We start from the raw sequence: 17291 nt of genomic DNA, 5'->3' as shown, positions 1-17291 counted from the left end.
AAGCCGCTATTTTTAGTTATCTTCTGAAAAATAATTTAACTCTACTCTTTTTCGCTTTCTCACCTAAAGAAAAAATAATTGTAATTTCTCGTAAGAAAAGCATAATTACAAAAAAACTATTTATTCTATTGTGAAATATAAGATGTCATTGAAACAGGATGTATAGAATCAAATTATGAAGTTCGTTTTAATTTTTTTTGGGTTTTTTCGAAAAATAGGCACTCCCTGATCGTTGTATTAGTGGAAAGGGGAAAAAAGGAGCATATTATCATGCAACGAAACTACAACGAGATATCTATACAACACCAATTTGATGCCTACTGTAAAAAAGTATTACGAAATGAAGCCAAGTCTATTCGAAAACGAAACGCTAGAATAAAAGAAAATGAGGAACCACTGAATGATGTAAATGAAGGTAAGTATCCACAAACTAATTTTGATGAACAAGATGTTTATTTCTTATTTGGAATGGAAATATTAATTTCAGATCAAAAGTTATCAGCAGCAATTGATCAGTTATCAGATGTAAAAAGAAAGATTGTTTTACTCTATTATTTTGCAGGATTTAACGATACTGAAATCGCTAAGATTCTCAATATGAGCACAAGTGGTATTTGGTATCAACGAACGAAGGCAATTGAACTATTGAAAATGGGGTATGGAATATGGTAGATAAGCAAAGAAACCGACATTATCCATTAGTTCCTCTATCCATTATCTTATCTGCTCTGGAAGAAGATCCAATTTCGATCAAAATGATACTGAAACATTATCACAGCTATATAGCTAGTTTATGTTTAACAAATGGATTTAACGGGGTGGGACAATTCACTACTTATGTAGATGAGTTTATGTTCAGACAACTAGAAAATAAATTAATAGAAGCTATATTAAGATTTAAAGTTAACTAACTAAAAAATCCCCTTTCCAATTTTTCTATCTAAAAGAGTCTTTTAATACTTGATATTAGTAGATTGTTTTAGGTAGAAAACCTATTGTTCATTGAAAATTAAATAGATTCTATCAGTACGTTAACACTTCAAGGAGCATATTTTAGTTGCGCCATGATCTCTTACTGTAAAGAAGGAGCGATAAACATTCTAAAATAATTTTTATAGTCAATAAAAAGCGATGATTTGAAGTTGGGATAATGATACTTCCGTAAGGCTCGCCGTAAACTTGGGGAGAGGTGAAATTCCTATGTGCTTTTGACAAAAGCAGCTGATTAAGAATTACTTCCATATATTGATTTCAACATTTTTTCTATTATTTTTAAGACCAAATTCAGTGAGACAAATAGCATCATGTAAATTTAATTTTTCTATTAAACGTTCTCCACTTTTTAGTTTTTTTATAGTACTCAAATTTAATCCTGTATGTTTAGAGATTTCATTTGCAGTATGGTTTTGTAATGTTTCCCGAATTATTGTTATATTAGCAATTTCATTACTCATAATCATGTTCCTTTCTTATTAAAAAATTCAATGACTACAGTGGTCTTTTAATAAAAAAAAGGGGACTACAGTCTCTTTTGAAAATAAAAAAATACAGTATAGACGTTTTCTAAATGCTAAGCACCAACGTTTACACTGTATTTAAGGGTTTGGCACCCAATGGGCTGTGAGGGGCTCGAACCCGCGACCCGATGATTAAGAGTCATCTGCTCTACCAACTGAGCTAACAGCCCAAATTTAATACTTTGTTATTCTAACACCTATAAAAAAAAAGTGCAACACTTTTATCAGATTGGAAGTGAATTTCATGAATATTCAAGATTATGAAAAAATTTTCGAAAGCTATCCACCTATATTGAAAATTACTGATTTAACTAAAATGTTGAATATTGGAAAAAACAAAGCTTATGATTTGCTGAAAGATAGCTCGATAGAAAATATAAAAATTGGAACAAGGTATAAAATACCTAAAAAAGCTGTCATTGAGTATATATTAAAAATACAAGATGAAGGTAAAAATCGTGCTATAATAGAATAGTCAAAATTTTTGCCGATATTTCAGTTTAAGAGGAGAGATTGAATTGAAATTAAGAGCAAACATAATTGAAAAAAGAGGAACATTACAAGTAGTTGTATCTTACAAAGACTCTAACGGAAAAATTAGACAAAAGTGGAAAGATACAAAATTAAAAAAGAAAGGAAATAAAAAACGAGCGGAAAAAATTAGAGATGAATTTTTATTAGAATTGGAAAGTCAATTAGCTATGGAATGTGAATGTGCTAATCCCGATTTATTGTTTTATGACTATTTGCTTAATTATTTGGAAGTATCAAAAAAACAAGTAGCATTTAACACATATGTTGGGTACAAGCATTACGTCCATAATCGAATTTACAAGTTTTTCTATCCTAAAAAAATTAAACTAAATAGGTTAAAGCCTTATCATTTACAAGATTTTTATCAATATATGCTTAATGATGAGTGTACAGCTAATACGGTTATTCATTATCACGCATTTATACGTAAAGCTCTTCAAGAGGCTTTTATTACAGAATTGATAAGTACAAATGTAGCAGATAAAGTAAGAAAGCCAAAAAAGAAACAATTTGTTTCGCAAGTTTATAATCAACAAGAAATCTTGGAATTACTTGATGTTTTGTCAGAAGAAAAGCTCTATTTAGTAGTTCTTTTAACAGCATTTTATGGATTGCGAAGAAGTGAAGTTTTAGGATTAAAATGGTCTGCTATTGATTTTTTTAACAAAAAAATCGTGATAAACCATGTAATCATAGAAAATCCAGAGAATATGTCCCAGTTAATAAAGAAAGATCAAACAAAGAACTCTTCCAGCTATCGTACGTTGCCTTTGGTTGAAACGATTGAACGAGCATTAGTAAATCAAGCTAAATGGCAACAAGATAATCGTATTCTCTTAGGAGATGATTATATTTTAGAAGATAATGAGTACGTATTTACTATGGAAGATGGACGGTTGATGAAACCTCAATATGTAACACATCGTTTGAGTAAGTTGATTAAGAAAAATGGATTGAAAAAAATTCGCTTTCATGACTTGCGTCATTCTAATGCTTCAATAATGTTAGATAGTGGACAGAATATGAAATCCATTCAAGAATGGCTTGGACATGCATCATATTCGACAACTGCTAATTTATATACGCATTTAACCGCAGGAGTAAAAGATCGTGCAGCAGAAGCGTTAGAAAACGCATTTGGATTTAAAGAATAAAAAAACAAGAAACAATATCTTTGTGGTATCGTTTCTTGTTTTTAGACTTTTTTTCGTTGGCAATTTGTTGGCAATATATTGCCAATGAAAAATTCACAAACTAAAAACCTATTTATAAAGCTTTATAAATCTTTTTTCACAAGCAGAGCATTTGGTTAAGAGTCAGCTGCTCTACCAACTGAGCTAACGGCCCAAAAAGAATACTTTGTTATTCTAACATTTCATAAAAAAAAAAGCAATATGTTCTGAATGATGATTGTTGAATTATCGTAAGGAGTAATGACAGAAGGAACAAAAATCATTCGATGATACAATTTATGATTGTTGATGTGTAAGAAATAATCGAGTCGTGCAATGTTGGCCCTACCCCTACTCACTATCAATACCTATAAATACTAGAAAAAAAGTAATATGTAAGATAGCCGCATGCTAGTTTGTTTTGCCTAAACTCTAGTAAGAAAATGATTTTGATGTAGGAAATAAAAAGGATGTCTATCTGCTGCAAACCAACAGGTAGGCATCTGTTTTATTTTACACAAATAATATACAAAGCTTTATTATTTGTTTTATTGTTCATTAGGATCGTTTCTAGCATCTTCATGAGTAGGATGGATGGTTCCCGGCAGATGATCTGGCCCTGCGTAGATCGTATACAGCTTCAAGGGTTCTGTTCCAGTATTTTCAACATTGTGCCATGTATCAGCTGGCACAAAAATAGCATCCTCAGCCGCTACTTCTTTGACAAAAGGCAATTTATCTTTTTCCGGCCCCATTTTACATACACCATTACCAGATTCAATTCTTAAGAATTGATCAATTCCTTGATGGATTTCAAGACCAATATCATCTCCCGGTTCTATGGACATTACCGTAACTTGTAATTTTTTACCGGTCCAGATAGTCGTTCTATAGTTGGAATTTTGTAATGTTAATTCTTCAATGTTTTGAACGACAGATTTCCCACCTTGATCTTCAAAATTTAAAGACATAAAAAAGACCTCCTAAAAAAGTTTAATTTGATTGATATGAATCTTGATCACTCAATCTAACTATTAGTGTAGTCCAAAAAAATTAGATGTATAGTGATTGCCCTTATGTGAAAATGGTTTTCACTTGTATTATAAAAGAAATGTATTTGTCGTGTTGTTGTAAAAATAATTATTTCATAAAAGCAGTGAATCAGTGATATAAACCAACGCTTTGGCAGAGTTTATAATAGAAACTAATTTTTTTTAAATAATCTATTTCAAAGCAATAAATCGACTAGCTGCTTAATTCAAAATTAGACTTCCCTCATTTGACATCCAAAAGAATCGCAGGTCTTCCGTAAAATTGATGTATTTCATTTAAGTCCGCTATAAATAGAACTACTTTAAAAACTTGATTCATACCAATAATCAGCTCTTTTTTTAAATGGAAAGTTATCTTTTCTAGCTGAGAGAGGTCTGGAAAAAAAGTAATGAGGTATAAGCAATCTTCTACTACAAATGAAGAATTGCTAATGACCTTCTTCATTGTTTCTCTATTAAAGTCATATTTTTTATCAGAAAAATAGGTCAATAAGACATTCTTTAAATCGTCCAAATAATAATTCTTTCTTTTGGAAAGACGAATCGATGAATAGGTTGTTTCCTTCAGTGTTTTTCTAGTGAAAACAATATCTTGAATTTTACTTTTTAAAGACATCAACTTGTCATAAGTAAGTAGATAATCAACGTATACAATTGGATAACAAGGATTATTCAGATACTCAAATGAAATAATAATATCAATGGCTAACTTAGAATTTTTCAATTGTTCTGGAGATAGAAAGTGTTCGATTTTTATAAAGGGTAAGTATTTTTCGATAGTCTTTTTGGTATAAAATAATTGATCCATGCCTGTATTGGAAATAAGTACGGCAGTAATTTGGGGGTATTCCAAAAAATACTGGTCGATATTGTTTTTAATGATCATTACGAAACGACAAATATCCATGCGATTAAAATTAAAAATGGATAATTCAGGGGTCGAATTGAATAGGAAGCTCACAGTTCCAAACAAAAAGGGATCTTTTTGGATAATATCGTTATAAAGTGTATTGATTACTCGAATCTCTTTTTTTGATCTAATAATGGCTAAATCAAATTCGGCCTCAAGTGCTTTGATAGTTAATGGATCAAAAGAATAGTTGATTATTTGTTGAATTTGCTGAATAAAAACTTTGACCGCTTTTTTTACAGTTTTTGAGGGGGCAAAATTTTGGATTTCTTCAATCGATTTTTGCTTCGTGCTAATTTCTATTAAATCTAAAAGAAACAGACATTCTGTTTCTGGTATACAAATCTTATAGTGACTTGAAAATAAGTCTTGTATTAAATGAAAGTTTTCTCTTTGATACTCATCCAATGGAATTTGATTACAGTATTGAATGGAATACTTCAATTTCAAACGTTCTGTCATTATTTTTAAATACATAGCAAAGTGCAAAAAAGCATTTGAAGTAAATGAAATATTCAATTTGATTGATAATTGAGTGACAAATGACTGGTGGATATGATCAATTTGTGCCTGTGAAGATCTAGTAAATTCATAAGAAAAAGCATTATTTGAGAATCCAAAAAAATAATACAAAGCAAACAAACGTATTTTCTTCTCATCTCCAATAACTTTTATTCCCTTGTGTTTGTCTAACGTGATAGAAAAATTATTTAAGAGTGTTTCCCAATGCTTAATTTCATGTTTTAGTGTAGTGGAATTAGAATAAGTCAGTTCTGCTAATTCAGGGATAGGAATTGGCTTATTTCTAAATAACAAGATATAGAAGGCATCGTGAAATAAAGAGTAACGGGAATCAATCTGTAAACGATAAATATCTAGTAAATAAGCGAGATGCTCATCCTCTTCATCCTCTATGATTAACCTAACTCCCCTGCCAGGCACTTTATCAAGGGCTGCTTTGATATGATGCCTTTTAATGAATTCTTGGATGATTTTTAAGTCATTGCGAATCGTTTTTTCCGAACAAAGCAATTTTTTACTGTAGTAGTCAATTACTTCATATTTTCTTTGATTTGCTAGTAGTAAATCGACTAGTTTTTTTTGGCGTGTATTCATAAGATATGTTCTCCTTTTCCAGAACTCCGGTAAATAGAAACATTTTTCTCCTGCTAATTATAGCCTAGAATAAATCCGTATTAAGCAAATAGCACTATTAATAAATTTAACAAAACAAGAAAATAATTAGGAGGATCATCAATTTATGGAAAAGAATAGTAAAAAACAGGGGCGTTTTCTACTTGCACCGTTATTAATTTTAATGTTCGCTCAAATCGGAACATCTGCTGATAATTCAGTTCTAAGCGTTGCGACAAACTCTCTTATTTCTGTACTAAATGCTTCAATGAACGATATACAGTTAGCAAACATGGTTTATTCATTATGTGCAGGGGCTTTTATGATAGTTGGGGGAATGCTAGGAATTATCATTGGCTGGAATAAGAACTTCCGAATAGGCGCAAGTCTGGTATTAGTTGGTGAGGTAATACTTGCTATTTCACAAAATATAGAGACTTTTACATGGGGAGGCAGACTTGTCGTTGGTTTGGGAGCCAGCTTGATGATTCCTTCTGTACTAGGAATGGTCCCAGGTATATACAAAACGGGGAAAGAACGTGCATTTGCTTTTGGCGCAATTGGAGCAGCCACAGGAATTGCCTCTGCAGCAGGTCCAGTATTAGCAGGTATTTTAATTGATAACTTTGGCTTTAGAGTAGCATTCGGATTTTTAGCGCTTTACTTTGCAGCGATAGTAGTGGGGTCTAGTATCATTCCCAATATTCCTAAATCATCGTCAAAGCTGCGTTTTGATTACCTGGGGACTTTTGTTGGTGCGTGTGGGCTATTCCTCTTCTTGATTGGGATCTCCAAGATAAACGTTTGGGGACTAGTTAAACCTATCGAAGCTCCTTTCACGATCTTTGGTTTTTCTCCTGCGTTGCCATTGATCTTTTTAGGTCTGATTATTTTAGTGTGCTTAGTACAAATCGAAAAACGTATTGAGAGAAAGTACAACTGCGCTTTGATTCCTTCTTCTTTCATTAAAACTGCACAAGTGAGAGAAGGGTTGTATGCATCCGGTGTTGTCTTTTTTTATTTGGGCGGGGTCATAATGGTAATCAACCCTTATTTGCAAATAGTAAGTAATTACAATGCTTTGCAAACAGGTTTTGCCATGGGATTTATGGGGATTCCGATGTTTCTCTTTTCACTACTCACTCCTAAGTATCTCTCTCATATACATCCTAAATATATTTTGAGAATTGGTTATCTATTATTAGCGATAGGTGTAGTACCTATGAGCTATTCGCTATTACCTGCCGGAGTGAGCAAGTTTATGTACTTAGGCTTATTTCTTTCAGGAATTGGTATGGGACTTGTTAGTTCCCAATGTTCGAATATTGTGGCTACAGCCACTAATACACGGGATGCTGAACAGTCTGGCGGCATCCAAACAACTTCGCGGAATATCGGTCAAGCTTTAGGTGTTGCAATATTAGGAATGGTTATGCTTTTTTCTTTATCATCTGGTTGGGATTCAGCAATAAAAAAAGAATCTGGACTATCGAATGAGCTAAAAGATCGGATTAGACAGGAACGAGTAGCATTCAAAAGTGACGCTGCTATACTAGAGCAATTTGGTCAACACACTCTATTAGAAAAAGAAAAACAAACATTAGTGAAAACAAATGCTGAAATACGGATACATTCAACTAAATATGCGCTATATACAATGGGATTGATATCAGTGCTCTTTATTCTTGGAACAACTGGTATTGAAAATAATTTGAGAAAGGATGATCGAAAATGAAAATTTTCAAAGGGAAAAAGATTTATTTGATGGACGATGCATTTACAATTGCAACAGGAGTTGTGGAAGATGAGGGCAAGATCATTGAAGCTGGTGATTTTGATGATCTGATCAACAAATACCCCCAAGCAGAAAAAGTAATGAACTATGAAAATGATTATCTATATCCAGGTTTTGTTGAACCTCATTCACATCCTATGCTTACATCCTATATTTTAGGCAACTGCACATTGATTGACTTCAAATATTGGGATTTTGGAAAATATGGGGAAGTTCCTGGATGTCTCGATCGAGAAGATATGATGGAAAGATTGAAGAAGGAGCTTGTGAAGAAAGAAAAAGAAGCATTTCTATTCTTTGGATATAATCAGCAACGTCATGGAAAGATTACGGCCAAAGAACTTGATCAATTAGAAGATAAAAAGCCTTTAGTTTTATTGTATGGAACAGGTCATGGTGCTGTAATGAACACTTATGCAATCAAAGAATTTGGATTTGACCATGTGGCTAAAGATACTTTTGGATGTGGCCTAACAGACGAAGGTGATTATGATGGTAACTTTACTGAAACAGCTTATATGCCATATATCAGCTATTTAGCACCAGTTCTTTATAATAATGACAACCTTGAAAGAGGGAAAAAACTATATCTAGAAAATGCAAAAGTGAATGGTGTAATTGCTACAGCAGAATACATGGGAGGCGGTACTTCAGGAATTGAAAAAGAAATCGAATTCTACAAAGATTTTGATCAATCAGATTATCCTATCCATATGTCGTTTTTAACAAATTATCAGCATGTAAACAATCAATTCGATAATGATAATGAAAAAACGTTTGATTATATTAATCAAATGATGGATAAATATGATACAGATAACTTTAAGATGATGAAAGCATTGAAATTTTTCTTTGATGGTGCAGTGATTGATCATCAAATCATGTTGTCTGAGCCGTTAACGAATGGCACGGTTGGTAAATGGAATTATGACTTTAAAGGTCATAATATCGATACATTTGTTGATGATTTTATGCCTTTTTGGCAGAATGGTTATGATTTTTATATTCATTCACAAGGTGATTTGTCTCAATTAACATTAGCTAAGAAATTGAAAGAACTTTTGGATAGAGCACCTCGAAAGGATTATAAAATGTCTATCCAACACTTTGCTTTCTCAAATGATGAATTTTTTGACTTTGTACGAGAAAATAATTTATCGGTGAATATTTCTGCTCTGGCTGCTTATATGGATATTTGGCCAATGTGGGAAAAAGCTGGACTTTATCCGAAACATTTCTTAACGCAAAATTTCTTACGTCTAAAAGATGTGATCGATGATAGTCATTTTGAGTTATCTATTCACAGTGATGCTTGTAATATGCCGACAAGACCACTATACGGTGTCTATAAAGCGGTCACTCGCAGAGATGATGAAGACCAAGAAATTAGTGATAGTCGTGTTCAAACTATCGATGTCGTAACGGGAATTAGAGCAATCACAATTGAAGCTGCCAAACAAAATCGTAATGAAGAGTTATTTGGCAGCCTTGAAAAAGGCAAACGAGCATCATTTACTGTATTTGAAAAAGATTTGTTAGATTCAACCAATCATTTTGAGAATCTAAAACAAGATGTGAAACAATTGATTATGGAGGGAAAAGAAATTCCGTTGAGTTGACGCTTGTATAAAAAGTAACATTTGGTAACTGGATATTTAAAAAAATTCAAGAATCTGTATTTTTTTAAACTAGTTAATCCTTTCGCTTTATGTAATAGTTAATTTACTATCGTAGATTATTACGGTCTTTAGTCTTAGCCAAAAGACTGTCAATGAGCTACCGATATTCGTTTATTATCATTCTTTGCCATCAAAGCTCCTATAAGTTTAAATGATAATAAATTGTTAGGCCACTTGAAAAAGTGGTCTTTTTTTTTCGTCAATTTTCTATCTAACGTGAAAGACAAATTTACTGGAGGTTCTTTGATTATCACTCTTTCATTAACAAGTTAATTTCTCTTGCATTCGCTTATTTAAAAATCAATCGTTCTATTAAAAAAATCCGTTTTTTATCTCAATTTCCAACAGAAGAATACTTAGAGCGCACTTCGTTCGTGATGTTTGTGCGTTTCAAAAATCAAATTCTTTTGTTTTCCTAAATTTTGAGCAGAGGACTACAATCCAATACCAGTATATGGTAAAATTTATCTAGTTATCAAAACCAGATAAAAAGTTTTTGATAAACCAATATTCTGCTATTTAAGATGGAGAAGATTATGGAAAAATTACGTTCAGATTTATTTGATTGGAGCGAGTCGCTGAATTCCTTTCATTTGCCTCGGTGGGAAGAGCTGCCAACTTTGGAACTGTACATGGATCAAGTCATTACGCTGATCGATCAGTACTTGTCGCCGGTAATCCAGTCGGAAAAACATTCACTGCTGACATCATCAATGGTCAATAATTACGTCAAAAAAGGGATGATCCCACCCCCAGAGAAAAAACGGTATAACCAAAAACATTTGGCATTTTTGATTGCCATTACGATGTTGAAGCAAGTGTTGACAATCCCAGAAATCAAGACGGGAATATTGTTTCAAGGAAAAGTAGTCGGGATACGAAATGCGTACAATTTATTTTGTGAAGAACAGGAAAAAGCCATTTGGACAGTCTGCCAAGAGGCAGCAGGTTCAAAAGAAGCGGTGTCTACCGATCCGATTCCAGTAGAACTGATCGCGATCAAAGGGGCGACCCGTTCGTTTGCAAATAAATTATTGGCAGAAAAAACGATTGAACTAGAAGTAAATTACTTGGAAACGCACAAAGGAGAATCCCATGAATAAAGAGAAAATTGCCCTGCTTGTCGACTCGGGAACCGATGTCCCGGCAGAAATCATGTCACAATATGGTATGTATATGTTGCCATTGCAGATCATATACAAGGATCGGACGTATACGGATAAAGTGGATATTACAGCTGAAGAGATCTATCAACGATTGCCGCAAGAAATTCCTAGTACGTCATTGCCCGATGGCGAAACCATCAACAAGATATTTGATCGAATCAAAGCCGATGGCTATGAACAAGTTCTGGCAGTCACCATTTCTAGTGGGTTGAGCGGTACTTATAATGTTGTTCGCTTGATGGGAGAACAACGGAATGACTTGGATATTTTTGTTTTAGATACGAAAAATATCGGGATTGGTGCTGGATTACAAGCGATCAGAGCTGCTGAGTTGCTGAATGAGGGAATCACATGGCAAGAGCTCAAAGAACAGCTGCTACAAGAAGTTGTCCGAAATAAGGTCTTTTTCAATGTAGCGACATTGGAGTACTTGCAAAAAGGCGGCCGAATTGGTTTGGTTGCTTCAATTCTCGGAAATGCCTTGAAATTGAATCCAATCATTTCTTGTAATGACGAAGGGATTTATTACACAGTAGCGAAATCACGAGGACGTAAAAAGAGTTTGGACAAGACCGTTGAACTGGTGAAACAGTACATTGGAAATCACAAACAATTTCGCCTAGCCGTGGCCCAGGGGGATGCGTTGGCAGAAGCTAAAGAAATGAAAACTCGTCTTGAACAAGAATTTCCTCAAGTGAAAGAAATTTTCTTTGGACAGATTTCACCGGCACTGGTTGTGCATACAGGACCTGGATTATTAGGCGTCGGAGTGCAGCTGTTAGACGAAACGGGGATTTGATCGAGTGACTGTGATCGTTTTCTAAGAGCCGCTCACAATCATTCATTAATGAATGTTAAAAGGTATGAAAGTTGTCTTTTCAACTTTCATACCTTTTTTTGTGCCGATGAGTGAAAAGAAGCCTGTTTCTCTAGAGATGCCGCAATGGTCAGTGACCTGAAGGGTTTGGCTCTCTTTTGCTCTTCGATGCTCTCCTTTGCGCCTACTTACTCCTATTTACACCTAAGTTATTTTCGTTGAACAAAACAAGCAGTATAATGATTTCATAGAACAAAGCAACAGTTCTCCAAGGAGACGGATGCTTACAGATGGAGTTTTATGCTATCCGGATTACTTAAGGCAGTATCTTGAGTTGTTTATGAAAAAGGAGTGAGTGACAATGAAAGAATATGTTTTTGAATCAACCATTTATTCTTCTGAGATTGGTAAAGGTGGAGCATACGTGATTTTTCCTTACGATTTGCGGGCTGAATGGAATAAAGGGCGGCTGAAAGTTCAGGCAACATTTGATGGCGTTGACTATCAAGGAAGTATCGTCAATATGGGGTTGAAAAACCAAGACGGAAGTATTTGTTATATTTTAGGAATCAAGAAAGAGATTCGCAAACAGATCAAAAAAGACATTGGCGATACTGTAAAAGTTGTTGTGAAACCTATTACGGAATGAATAAGTTAGCAATCATGAGTGTGAAAAAGAAAGAACATCGATACAAAATTTTCTTAAGAATAAGCATAGATCAAGGCTAAGATTTGAGGAAAGATGAAAACACATCCTAAATCATGTATAATAAGTAGGAAAGAATAAAAAATGAGGTGACATTTTTTGAAAAAGATCCTAGTCGTGGACGATGAAAAACCGATCTCGGACATCGTCAAATTCAATTTGACAAAAGAAGGCTACGAAGTATATACAGCTTATGATGGTGAAGAAGCATTAGAAAAAGTGGCAGAAGTTGAACCGGATCTGATTTTATTAGATTTGATGCTGCCGAAAATGGATGGATTAGAAGTGGCACGTGAAGTTCGAAAAAATCACGATATGCCGATCATTATGGTTACCGCCAAAGATTCTGAGATCGACAAAGTGTTAGGACTGGAATTGGGTGCCGATGATTACGTGACTAAGCCCTTCTCCAACCGTGAATTAGTAGCTCGTGTCAAAGCTAATTTACGTCGCGGTTCTGCTTCGGCGAAAGAAGCAGAAGAAGCACCGAATGCAGAATTGACAATCGGTGATTTGACGATCCATCCAGATGCCTACATGGTAACTAAAAATGGCGAAGCAATCGAATTGACCCATCGTGAATTTGAACTAATGCACTATCTAGCGAAACACTTAGGTCAAGTCATGACACGGGAACATTTGCTGCAAACCGTCTGGGGATATGATTATTTTGGTGATGTGCGGACCGTCGACGTTACCGTTCGCCGTTTACGGGAAAAAATCGAAGATAGCCCAAGTCATCCGAATTATTTGGTCACTCGTCGCGGAGTCGGCTATTACTTGCGGAACCCTGAACAGGAATAAGCTATGAAAAATAAGGTTCGCTTTTTTCGATCAGTGAACTTCAAAATCGCCCTGACTTTTATCTTGATCTTATTGATTTCGATCCAGATTATCGGGGCGTATTTTATTCGCGAATTAGAGAAAACAACGATCGATGCCTTTAAGCGCGACATGGAGGCAAGAGCTAGCACGTTGGTCGTTACTCTAGGTTCAGAACTTAGTCGAATGGACGCCGAAGACAGCCTCGATTGGGATGCAATGAATTCTTCTTTGAACCGGATCCTTTCCAGTACCAACTCTTCTGAGATTTTAGAGATGCGGGTCGTAGATGAACAAGGAATCATTCGGGCAACCACCAATATCAATGATCGAGGTTCAGTGGGTGAAAAAAACGATTACCGAGATTATGATACGAACCGTAGTGAAGTGTTGTATGACGAATCGACAGGACAGCGGGTCTACAACATTGTCCAATCGATCCAGTCGCCTACAGGGGATACGGTTTTAGGTACATTGTATCTGCGAAGCAATCTGGAACAGAAATACAGTGAAGTCAGTGATACTGCCGTGATTTTTGTGACGGCTTCTTTAATTGCTGCAGCGATCTCGATCGTTGTTGCCCTACTTGTTTCCCGATCCATCACTCAGCCGATTGGGGAAATGCGGGAACAAGCCATTCGGATTGCCAAAGGGGATTATAGCCGCAAAGTAGCAGTTCATGGTCAAGATGAACTGGGACAGCTGGCTGAAACATTCAATCAGCTAGGAGAACGTATCGAAGAAACACAAGAAGCAATGGAGTCGGAACGAAATCGACTAGATAGTGTCCTCTCCCACATGACCGATGGCGTCGTAGCGACTGACCGCCGTGGGAAAGTCATTACGATCAATGAGATGGCGATGTCGTTATTGAATGTTACTTCTGAAGAAGCAGTCGGTCAATCGATTCTGACTCTGCTCCAAATCGATGAAGAATACACCTTGCGTAAACTGCTAGAAAGTCCTGATGAAATGCTGATCGAACGGCCCAACAATGACATCGTTGGAACGAATTTGATTTTACGAATCGACTTTTCAATGATTCGCCGTGAGTCTGGATTTATTTCTGGTTTAGTAGCGGTGATGCATGATGTTACAGAACAAGAGAAAAATGAACAAGAGCGGCGAGAGTTTGTATCCAATGTGTCTCACGAATTGCGAACACCTTTGACCAGTATGCGCAGCTATATTGAAGCGTTGAGCGAAGGGGCTTGGCAAGATCCAGAAATCGCACCGAACTTCTTGAAAGTGACATTAGATGAAACGGATCGGATGATTCGAATGATCAATGACCTACTGAGTCTTTCACGAATGGACAGCGGCAATGCGCAACTGCAATTGGAATACATCAATTTCAATGAGTTGGTCAGCTTTGTATTGGATCGATTTGATATGATGGTGACGAATGAGAACAAAAAATATGTGATTCGTCGTGAATTCACCAAACGTGAACTTTGGGTCGAAGTCGATACGGATAAGATGATTCAAGTGATCGACAATATTATGAACAATGCTATCAAATATTCACCTGATGGCGGTGTGATCACAGTCAAATTGATGGAAACCCATAACAATATCGTTTTGAGTATCAATGATCAAGGCCTAGGCATCCCTAAAAAGGATCTTACCAAAATCTTTGACCGCTTTTACCGTGTTGATAAAGCCCGCGCCCGGCAACAAGGTGGTACTGGTTTAGGATTAGCCATTTCCCGCGAAGTGATCAAATCTCATGGGGGAGCCATTTGGGCAGAAAGCCGAGAAAACCGCGGTTCAACATTTTATATCATGTTGCCATATGAACCGTATGAGGAGGATTGGTGGGAATGAAAGTCTCAGAAAAAATGATTCGTTTAGGTCTGATCGTTATGGTTGCCCTAAGCTTTTACTTTTCCTACATGATTTGGCTGAATCCCACCGGTTACGATCGTTCAGTCGAACAAGCTACAGATACAGTCAATACGAGTATTCAGACCTACAAACAAAAAAGTGATTTATTTTTGCCATTGTATTTAACCTGGATCCACCAAGATGAAGTCAAGGAAACCAATTCTGAAACGTTGATTCGTGACGTTCAGGGACTGCTCTCGGATGCTCAAGTCAATGATCTGACGGTACAAAATTATGATTCCAAGTCTTTTTCAGAGGCAGCAACATTGGATGAGGGAGTGACGTTGGCGTATTACACGCCGTTCTTACTAAATGATTACGCGGAGACCTTTGATGTTGAATTGGCATTAGGTGACAACGAAGCCAACAAAATGGCTTTCTCCCGTATTCAAATCGATTTGAAAGAGAATAAAATCCAGTTTGTGAATTTGGAAGAATCACGGATCATTGAAGGCAAGATTGACTGGGATAAAAATGATGTGAATCGCATTTTGAAAGATAATCCAAGAGAATGGACAGCGATGCGCCAGGAAGAATCAGGAAAAAGCAATCAGTTCTATACACAGGACACGATCAAGCTGAAAAAATACAGCTATGTTTCCTCTTTGCAATCGGCGAATCTCTTTCGAGAAGCATTTTTTACTTCGCCAAAAGATGTCAAAGTCAATGATGATAGTGTGGATACTTATTATTATGAAGGTGGACAGAATATGGCGGTTTTGCATGATGATCAAGTAGTCAAATTTGAAACCACTGTTTCAGAAAGTGATGAAACGGATCTGTTTATGCAAAGTGCGGACTATATTCGTCGTTTGGGCAACAATTTCGGAACGATACGCTTTTTTGATCGGTTAAGCAATCAACTAGATTATCGTATTTTTGTAGAAGGGTATCCAGTCTTCAGCAGTGGTGCTCAGGGATTGATGAAAGTAACTTTTTCTAACAGTGGGCAATTAGGGAATCGAGAGATGGCAATCGAATCTAGTTTAAATGCGATCCAAGTGCCGATTCCTTCTGAGACCGAGGTGGAGCTGCCTTCAAGCTTAACCGTTCGCAGTGACTTGCTTTCTGCAGGGGCAGAGACGGATCAGCTGCAGCAGATTATTGTTGGCTATCAATGGGGCGACATCAAAGGGGCTTCTGTCGTCGATTTGACACCAACTTGGTATGTAAAGTATGAGAATAACTGGTTCAATTATCAGGAATTAATGGCTAAATTGACAGAAACGGGGGGAGTTTGATTGGATTTCAAGCGAATCGAATGGATTTTTTTCCTAGCGTTTTTGGGGTTGAATGTCTTTTTGTTCAACATTTACAGTGAAGCCCGCAGTGAACAGCAGAACGTTTTGCAGTCAAATCAGACGATCCCGATTGAACAGCGACTAGCCTCAGAAGACATCAAATATTCAGGAGAACTTTCTGACGAGTATTTGAGCGGGTACTATTTAAGTGGTGAACAAACCGATTTGGCTGCTGCTTTGAAAGAAGCGCAAGGGGACAAGCGGTTAGTCGAGGCGACTACTGTCAAAGGGCAGCAGTTGACCCATATTTCTTCCGGAGGATTCTACATTAGTGATGACACACAGGCGGAAAAGACGGTCAATGAATACCTTCAGCGAAAAGATCAAGTCCTCTATGGAGAGGAATATCACTATATGAAGAACTTGTCGCTATTAGATCAAGAATACCCAACCATTGTTGCCAGTCAGTCCTATGAAAATATCCCGTTCAATGACAGCTCAAGCCGGATCGATATGACTTTAGAATCGTCAGATAAACTGTTGCAGATCGCTAAGTATACTCAGACCCACATTTCCAATATCACCCCGCTGCGGGAGAAAATGACTCTCTATTCAGAGAAAGAAGCCGTCAACACGCTTTATTTGAATAATAAGTTGCCTAGTCATTCTAAGATATTATGGACAGAGCTGGCTTACACAAGGATTTTGATTGTTGGTGATCGGAATGTGTACATTCCGGCTTGGTTCGTTGCTGTCAAAGCAGATGCGGATGAAAATATTCAGATCGAAACTGTCAATGCCTTTAGTAATCGAATCATTACAAACAATGCAGTACAAAAAGTAGAAAATCCATAGAAAA

The 17291-nt window shown here is 36.1% G+C and carries 16 protein-coding genes and 1 tRNA gene; 13 read left to right on the top strand and 4 right to left on the bottom strand.

Going from position 1 to position 17291, the window contains the following annotated elements; translation table 11 throughout:
- Positions 1 to 270 precede the first annotated feature (270 nt).
- Together EG2_RS04155 and EG2_RS04150 are read left to right on the top strand one after the other, a co-directional pair.
- Positions 271 to 672, top strand: a complete 402-nt coding sequence (locus EG2_RS04155; RefSeq protein ID WP_060813642.1) for an RNA polymerase sigma factor — start codon at positions 271 to 273, stop codon at positions 670 to 672.
- Entirely contained in the window at positions 666 to 911 is a 246-nt protein-coding gene (locus tag EG2_RS04150) for a helix-turn-helix domain-containing protein (protein WP_060813641.1), read from the top strand. Before EG2_RS04155 ends, EG2_RS04150 begins: the two co-directional genes overlap by 7 nt.
- Positions 912 to 1232: 321 nt before the next feature.
- Here EG2_RS04150 and EG2_RS04145 read toward each other — a convergent pair whose 3' ends face one another.
- Positions 1233 to 1454, bottom strand: coding sequence for a hypothetical protein (locus tag EG2_RS04145; protein ID WP_060813640.1), 222 nt, complete (start codon positions 1452 to 1454; stop codon positions 1233 to 1235).
- A gap of 160 nt (positions 1455 to 1614) precedes the next feature.
- A tRNA-Lys gene (locus EG2_RS04140) sits at positions 1615 to 1687 on the bottom strand.
- A 74-nt stretch (positions 1688 to 1761) separates the two neighbouring features.
- On the opposite strand from EG2_RS04140, the gene EG2_RS04135 reads away from it, so the two are divergent.
- Positions 1762 to 1992 (top strand): helix-turn-helix domain-containing protein, encoded by a 231-nt coding sequence (locus EG2_RS04135; protein ID WP_060813639.1) that lies wholly within the window; start codon positions 1762 to 1764, stop codon positions 1990 to 1992.
- Positions 1993 to 2035: 43 nt separating this feature from the next.
- On the top strand, positions 2036 to 3205 hold the full coding sequence (locus EG2_RS04130) for a tyrosine-type recombinase/integrase (RefSeq protein WP_060813638.1): 1170 nt from the start codon (positions 2036 to 2038) through the stop codon (positions 3203 to 3205).
- Positions 3206 to 3771: 566 nt separating this feature from the next.
- Here the strand turns inward: EG2_RS04130 and EG2_RS04125 are convergent.
- Together EG2_RS04125 and EG2_RS04120 are read right to left on the bottom strand one after the other, a co-directional pair.
- A complete protein-coding gene (locus EG2_RS04125) occupies positions 3772 to 4194 on the bottom strand; it encodes a cupin domain-containing protein (RefSeq protein ID WP_060813637.1) in 423 nt (140 codons plus the stop codon).
- Between the two features lie 304 nt (positions 4195 to 4498).
- Positions 4499 to 6301 carry a BglG family transcription antiterminator gene (locus EG2_RS04120; RefSeq protein ID WP_060813636.1) on the bottom strand — a complete coding sequence of 601 codons (1803 nt, stop codon included), beginning with the start codon at positions 6299 to 6301 and terminating at the stop codon, positions 4499 to 4501.
- Between the two features lie 145 nt (positions 6302 to 6446).
- On the opposite strand from EG2_RS04120, the gene EG2_RS04115 reads away from it, so the two are divergent.
- From EG2_RS04115 to EG2_RS04075, 9 genes are all read left to right on the top strand, one after another.
- Positions 6447 to 8054: an MFS transporter gene (locus EG2_RS04115; protein ID WP_060813635.1), complete on the top strand. Its 1608-nt coding sequence runs from the start codon at positions 6447 to 6449 to the stop codon at positions 8052 to 8054.
- The gene (locus EG2_RS04110; RefSeq protein WP_060813634.1) at positions 8051 to 9733 is read left to right on the top strand and encodes an amidohydrolase family protein; all 1683 of its coding nucleotides are present in this window, start codon (positions 8051 to 8053) and stop codon (positions 9731 to 9733) included. The genes EG2_RS04115 and EG2_RS04110 overlap by 4 nt, the downstream gene beginning before the upstream one ends.
- A gap of 596 nt (positions 9734 to 10329) precedes the next feature.
- Positions 10330 to 10896 carry a DUF1836 domain-containing protein gene (locus tag EG2_RS04105; RefSeq protein ID WP_005471696.1) on the top strand — a complete coding sequence of 189 codons (567 nt, stop codon included), beginning with the start codon at positions 10330 to 10332 and terminating at the stop codon, positions 10894 to 10896.
- Positions 10889 to 11758 (top strand): DegV family protein, encoded by an 870-nt coding sequence (locus tag EG2_RS04100; RefSeq protein WP_060813633.1) that lies wholly within the window; start codon positions 10889 to 10891, stop codon positions 11756 to 11758. Before EG2_RS04105 ends, EG2_RS04100 begins: the two co-directional genes overlap by 8 nt.
- Positions 11759 to 12137: 379 nt before the next feature.
- Positions 12138 to 12425, top strand: coding sequence for a DUF1905 domain-containing protein (locus tag EG2_RS04095; RefSeq protein ID WP_003127432.1), 288 nt, complete (start codon positions 12138 to 12140; stop codon positions 12423 to 12425).
- A gap of 156 nt (positions 12426 to 12581) precedes the next feature.
- Complete coding sequence (yycF, locus tag EG2_RS04090; protein WP_005471699.1) at positions 12582 to 13286, top strand: response regulator YycF; 705 nt, start codon at positions 12582 to 12584, stop codon at positions 13284 to 13286.
- A gap of 3 nt (positions 13287 to 13289) precedes the next feature.
- The gene (gene walK / locus EG2_RS04085; RefSeq protein WP_003127434.1) at positions 13290 to 15131 is read left to right on the top strand and encodes a cell wall metabolism sensor histidine kinase WalK; all 1842 of its coding nucleotides are present in this window, start codon (positions 13290 to 13292) and stop codon (positions 15129 to 15131) included.
- Positions 15128 to 16432, top strand: a complete 1305-nt coding sequence (locus tag EG2_RS04080) for a YycH family regulatory protein (RefSeq protein ID WP_060813632.1) — start codon at positions 15128 to 15130, stop codon at positions 16430 to 16432. The genes walK and EG2_RS04080 overlap by 4 nt, the downstream gene beginning before the upstream one ends.
- Positions 16433 to 17287 carry a two-component system regulatory protein YycI gene (locus EG2_RS04075; protein ID WP_060813631.1) on the top strand — a complete coding sequence of 285 codons (855 nt, stop codon included), beginning with the start codon at positions 16433 to 16435 and terminating at the stop codon, positions 17285 to 17287.
- Positions 17288 to 17291 lie beyond the last annotated feature (4 nt).

The sequence above is a fragment of the Enterococcus gallinarum NBRC 100675 genome (assembly GCF_001544275.1).
GTDB lineage: Bacteria > Bacillota > Bacilli > Lactobacillales > Enterococcaceae > Enterococcus_D > Enterococcus_D gallinarum.
Note: the sequence above shows the minus strand (reverse complement) of the source record. Positions and strands in the feature narration are given on the sequence as shown.

Excerpts from the sequence above, each read along its gene's own strand:
- EG2_RS04155 (WP_060813642.1), top strand. The coding sequence starts at position 271 with ATGCAACGAAACTACAACGAGATATCTATACAACACCAATTTGATGCC.
- EG2_RS04150 (WP_060813641.1), top strand. The coding sequence starts at position 666 with ATGGTAGATAAGCAAAGAAACCGACATTATCCATTAGTTCCTCTATCC.
- EG2_RS04145 (WP_060813640.1), bottom strand. The coding sequence starts at position 1,454 with ATGAGTAATGAAATTGCTAATATAACAATAATTCGGGAAACATTACAA.
- EG2_RS04135 (WP_060813639.1), top strand. The coding sequence starts at position 1,762 with ATGAATATTCAAGATTATGAAAAAATTTTCGAAAGCTATCCACCTATA.
- EG2_RS04125 (WP_060813637.1), bottom strand. The coding sequence starts at position 4,194 with ATGTCTTTAAATTTTGAAGATCAAGGTGGGAAATCTGTCGTTCAAAAC.
- EG2_RS04120 (WP_060813636.1), bottom strand. The coding sequence starts at position 6,301 with ATGAATACACGCCAAAAAAAACTAGTCGATTTACTACTAGCAAATCAA.
- EG2_RS04115 (WP_060813635.1), top strand. The coding sequence starts at position 6,447 with ATGGAAAAGAATAGTAAAAAACAGGGGCGTTTTCTACTTGCACCGTTA.
- EG2_RS04110 (WP_060813634.1), top strand. The coding sequence starts at position 8,051 with ATGAAAATTTTCAAAGGGAAAAAGATTTATTTGATGGACGATGCATTT.
- EG2_RS04105 (WP_005471696.1), top strand. The coding sequence starts at position 10,330 with ATGGAAAAATTACGTTCAGATTTATTTGATTGGAGCGAGTCGCTGAAT.
- EG2_RS04100 (WP_060813633.1), top strand. The coding sequence starts at position 10,889 with ATGAATAAAGAGAAAATTGCCCTGCTTGTCGACTCGGGAACCGATGTC.
- EG2_RS04095 (WP_003127432.1), top strand. The coding sequence starts at position 12,138 with ATGAAAGAATATGTTTTTGAATCAACCATTTATTCTTCTGAGATTGGT.
- walK (WP_003127434.1), top strand. The coding sequence starts at position 13,290 with ATGAAAAATAAGGTTCGCTTTTTTCGATCAGTGAACTTCAAAATCGCC.
- EG2_RS04080 (WP_060813632.1), top strand. The coding sequence starts at position 15,128 with ATGAAAGTCTCAGAAAAAATGATTCGTTTAGGTCTGATCGTTATGGTT.